The organism is Vibrio sp. V43_P6S15P86, from assembly GCF_009904725.1.
Taxonomy (GTDB): Bacteria; Pseudomonadota; Gammaproteobacteria; order Enterobacterales; family Vibrionaceae; genus Vibrio; species Vibrio diabolicus.
In genome coordinates, this window is the sequence record NZ_WXWT01000177.1 from 1 (window position 1) to 5,039 (window position 5,039).

The 5,039-nt window shown below is 46.0% G+C and carries 2 protein-coding genes; one reads left to right on the top strand and one right to left on the bottom strand.

Annotation, left to right across the window (positions count from 1 at the left end):
• Window positions 1-442 precede the first annotated feature (442 nt).
• Complete coding sequence (gene glgC / locus CAG69_RS07830; protein ID WP_161443568.1) at window positions 443-1,660, top strand: glucose-1-phosphate adenylyltransferase; 1,218 nt, start codon at window positions 443-445, stop codon at window positions 1,658-1,660.
• Between the two features lie 97 nt (window positions 1,661-1,757).
• On the opposite strand, the gene CAG69_RS07835 is transcribed toward glgC, so the two are convergent.
• Window positions 1,758-4,922 carry a chitinase C-terminal domain-containing protein gene (locus tag CAG69_RS07835; RefSeq protein WP_161443570.1) on the bottom strand — a complete coding sequence of 1,055 codons (3,165 nt, stop codon included), beginning with the start codon at window positions 4,920-4,922 and terminating at the stop codon, window positions 1,758-1,760.
• Window positions 4,923-5,039 lie beyond the last annotated feature (117 nt).

Below are 5,039 nucleotides of genomic sequence, written 5' to 3' on the forward strand. Positions count from 1 at the left end.
ATGATGAAGGAAATATCGTCGGTCTCTCTTAGTGTAACATCAACATATAGTTGACTATAAAGAAAGCACGTTTAAAGAGTGAGTGGTTTATTTCTATATCCACTCACTTTGAACAGACGAAGAGGCGTGCTTGATTATCTTTATCTTACTGTTTTATCCTCACTTTACATTGTAAATCCATACTTATTTTCTCCCCTTCCCTATAATCTTGCGCCAATTTGATGCACGGCCTACTTAGCACTTCACTAATGTGGTGCAATTGCCTTGCGATGAACTTTTAACCCCTTTGATTTTTAAAGAGATATTCTATGGCTCGAATCTTGTACTAAAGTTTGCAGTAGTAAACACATCAGCACATGCACTTTCAAAACCTCTGCGCTGTACACCACTTCCTCCTGGTTAGCACCGTTTTGATGCATGCAAAAAAGGGAAAGGGAATAATATGGAAGACGCACTCGCCGTAATTTTAGCTGGAGGGATGGGGTCTAGACTCAGCCCACTCACCGATGATAGAACCAAGCCAGCAGTACCTTTTGGCGGAAAGTATAGAATTATAGATTTCACACTAACCAACTGTTTACACTCAGGTTTACGTAAAATCCTTGTTTTGACCCAATACAAATCTCATTCACTTCAAAAACACTTGCGAGATGGTTGGTCAATATTCAATCCAGAGCTTGGCGAGTACATTACTGCGGTTCCACCTCAAATGCGCAAAGGTGGTGCATGGTATGAAGGAACCGCTGATGCGATTTATCACAACATGTGGTTACTATCGCGCAATGACGCGAAGTATGTGGTTGTGTTATCCGGCGATCATATCTATCGAATGGACTACGCCGCAATGCTTGAAGAGCATAAAGAGAAAGGTGCTAAGCTCACCGTTGCCTGTATGGATGTTCCCGTAGAGGATGCTTCAGCATTCGGGGTAATGGGCACCGCAGAAAACGGGCTAGTTACTTCATTTATAGAAAAACCAGAATGCCCACCTACCCTTCCAGGAAGTAAAACCAGAAGCCTCGTTTCCATGGGGATTTATATCTTTGATATGGATGTTTTAAAAGAAGCACTCGAAGACGACTCAAAACTCGATTCATCAAGTCATGACTTCGGAAAAGACATCATACCTAAGCTGATTGATACGGAATCCGTTTATGCTTATCAATTTTGTGGCAGTAAAGGGCGCGTTGATAAGGATTGCTACTGGCGCGACGTGGGTACCATTGATTCCTTCTATGAAGCGAATATGGATCTGCTAGAGCCAGTACCACCAATGAACCTATATCAATCCAATTGGGCGATTCGTACTTACGAGCAGCAGTTTCCACCAGCTCGTACCGTATCGTCAGCCACGGGTAATGAAGGTATTTTTATTAACTCCATCATTGCTACCGGTGTCATCAATTCTGGAGGCTCAGTACAGCATTCCATTATTTCCTCTAACGTACGCATTCAAGACAGTGCCACGGTAGTCGATTCCATCATTTTTGATGACGTAGAGGTCGGTGAAGGAAGTCAGTTGGTCAACTGCATAGTTGATAAACATGTTCGTATTCCGCCACATACTCAAATTGGCATCAACAAACTTGAAGATGCGAAGCGATTTAAAATCTCAGACAAAGGTATTGTCGTCATACCTGAAAGTTACCAATTCGATTAAACGACAAACCATCGCAACAAAAAAGCGCACGATAATCATCGTGCGCTTTTGTTTAAGTGCCTGTAAACATTAGGCTATAACAAATAATCCATAATAATTAGATGTTACATACCGTTGACCAGCTACCATCTGTACCCGGTTCAGCCGCTGTCCACCAGTTCGCTTGGTAAACCACACCGTTGTGGATGATCTTATCACCTTGGTTAGCGTGGCTTGGGTTACCAGCCCAATCCGTTTGTGGTAGAGCTGGGTATGTCACTAAACCTGTCGTATCACACGTACCTGGTTCAGTAGTACCACCATCACCCGAGCCTGCATTTAGGTCGCCAATTGGCAGTTCTGGCTGTTCAAACTTAAACGCAAACTCTTTACCACCAGAAATCACTGAGTAGTTAGCCGGACCAGAGATTGGTAGGTAGTAAACCATATCAAGCTCGTAAGTACCGCCCGCAGGTAAATCTTTCCAAGCAGGTAGAGAGAACGACACACGGTGCATTACGCCATCTAAGCCACCGATGTTGTTTGCACGAGTATGTCCAGAAGCAATGACTTTCAAACCGCCACCAGATTGATCTTTCGCATTATCAGGAGCTGATACTGGGATATCAAACTGGAATTCAGTACCACCAGGGATCGCTTGACCAGTGTTGTTCGTAAACGTGATCTTCGGATTAATTGGGTAGTTTTGGTCGCCAACCTTAAAGCCGCCAACGCTGACTGTAATGTCTACCGCTTCTGTTGGTGTTGGACCCGTCGCAACTTTATTACCGTAAGGTGTTGCAGACTTAAACTTGTCGTAGATAGCTTTGGTCATAGTGTTACCCATGTGGTACTCACCATTACCAGCTGCACAAGCTTGTTCAGTTGCATCTACTGCCGTACGATTACCATTTGCATCCAGTACGTAACAGTTGTAGTCGCCTGCCAGTTCCCAGAACATAATACCGCCGATTTCTTTATCGATAACGTAATCAGCTTTCACTTCGATAGAAGCTTTATCTTCCGTAGACAGGAACACGCTCTTCTCTGCGTTCCACAACCAAGGCGCTACAGCAACGCTATCGTAATGACGAGTATATGTACCAACAAGCTTATCTGAAGGATCGTTAACTGGATCCAGACCGTACGCGGCTGCGTAAGAGCCCCAGATACCATTTTCTAGGTTCTTCGCATGCCACATTGGGTTAGAGCCAGCGCCCATTTCGTTGCCTTTAGGGTCGGTATCGTGCCACATGTTGTCGATACCAATAGCACCGTGACCACAGTTGTTCTTCTCCCCTTCACCGGTACCTGGTTGACACTCTGCTTGGTTTGGTAGTGCGGCTCGGCCCCATAGGCCATTTTCACCACCAGTAACACCTTGCCAACCACGGGTGTAGTAAGGAACACCAATGTTGATACGACCTGCAGGCATAGAACCACGGAAATAGTGGTAAGCCCAGTCTGTGTTCAAGTAACCGATACCACCGTATGCAGCAGTGCCGTATACGTTCCACTGCGCTAGCTCCGAGTCTTTACCTGTATCGAATAATGCTGCGTTGTGACCAACGTGATCATTCCAAGCCCCATGCAAGTCGTAAGACATGATGTTTACGTAGTCTAGGTACTTAGTTACATCGAAGGTTTCCATACCACGCAGTAGGTAACCTGAAGATGGTGCTGCGATAGTCAGCATATAATGAATGCCATCTTGCGCGGATGCCGCGTCAAGTTTCTCACGCAATACTTTCATCAGCTCTTGGTAAGACGCCCATAGATACTGACGACGTGGTTCCATGAAGTCTTTGTCGTAAGGGTTACCAGCACCAGCCATTGATGTTGGGTATTCATAGTCGATATCCAGACCATCGAACTTGTACTGACGCATCATTTCAACGGCTGAAGTTGCGAACTTCTCGATGCCTGCATGGTTAATAGAACCGTCCGCATTCGTCGTCATGGTGTAGAAGCCACCATCAGCTACACGATTGCCGTTCGTATCGAAGTGACCGCCCGTTTCAGCCCAACCACCGATAGAGATTAGCGTTTTAACATCATGTTTTTGCTTGTAAGTCGCTAGCGCACCAAAGTGACCTTTAAAGCCAAGAGCAGGGTCTACCTCAACGCCAGGCCAAGTTTTACCCGTAGCAGGGTTGTTAGGGTCATTAACGTCACCAACGTTTACTTTACCATCAGAACCAATGCTCACAAACGCGTAGTTGATGTGAGTAAGTTGCTCCCAAGGAATATCTTTAACAAGGTAAGTAGATTGAGGGTCCTCACCTGCGCGCCAGCTAGTAAAATAACCAATAACACGACGTGGGTGATCGGCGCCCATTTTCTCACGGCCTTCTTCGTCATAAATAGAACAGTAAGGAACATCTACACCCGTTGTTTGATAAAGACCATCAGGACGACAATTAGATGTCACTGCGCCGCCGTTTACCGTTAACGTTGCAAGTGCAGAATCTGCTGTTGCTCCAGCATCATCGGTTGCTTTCGCATAAACACTTAATGAGCCAGCTTGTGAAGGCGTTACATCAAGCGTGTATGGCGCAGTTGTTGCGGTGCCAGCAAGGACGCCCGCCACATAGAAATCAACTTTAGCAACGGTGCCATCCGCATCTACGGCATTCGCAGTCAGTGTGACGGAGCCACCCAATTCAATAGAAGTCGCAGAAAGCGCAACATCCACTGTCGGCGCTTCGTTACCAGGTTGTGCTGGTGCCACAGTTAACGTCACAGCACTTGCTGTGCTCACTGCACCTGCATCATCATACGCCTTAGTAGAGAATTCGTGCTGGCCTTCAGTCGCTGTCCATGACGCAGCATAAGGCGCAGACGTTGCCTGACCAACTAATACGCCATCAACAAAGAATTCTACTTTGCTAACAGTACCATCGGTATCTGCTGCATCTGCAGCTAGGTTAACAACATCCCCCGCAGTCACAGAAGCCGACGCAGAAGGCGATGTTAGAGTAACAGTCGGGACTTCATTCTGAGGTGGATCAACCGGCCCAGTGCCATCACATGCGCCAAGTGTTTCCCACTCGCCCCACTCACCAGATTGCGCTGGGTTACTGTTTTGCGTCCAGTAACGTGCTTTGTAAGCATTACCTTCATGTTGAACTTGGTCACCACCGTTATAAACTTTTGATGATTGCCAAGTTTCTAGAGGGGCACAGTCAACTGCGGCGTAGCTATTGAAGGCCATAAGACAAGAAGCGGTGAGAGTGCTTAGTGTGAACACGCTTTTCACTGCGTTGCCGTTTTTAAGGTGCATAATCGCTCTTCCTTAAGTTATTGTTAAAACAATACTAAATGCGCTAGACAAAGCGCACTTATACTTTTATTTCGACGTAAAATAACTTAAGTACAAGTTGGTGATTTCACTCTATCT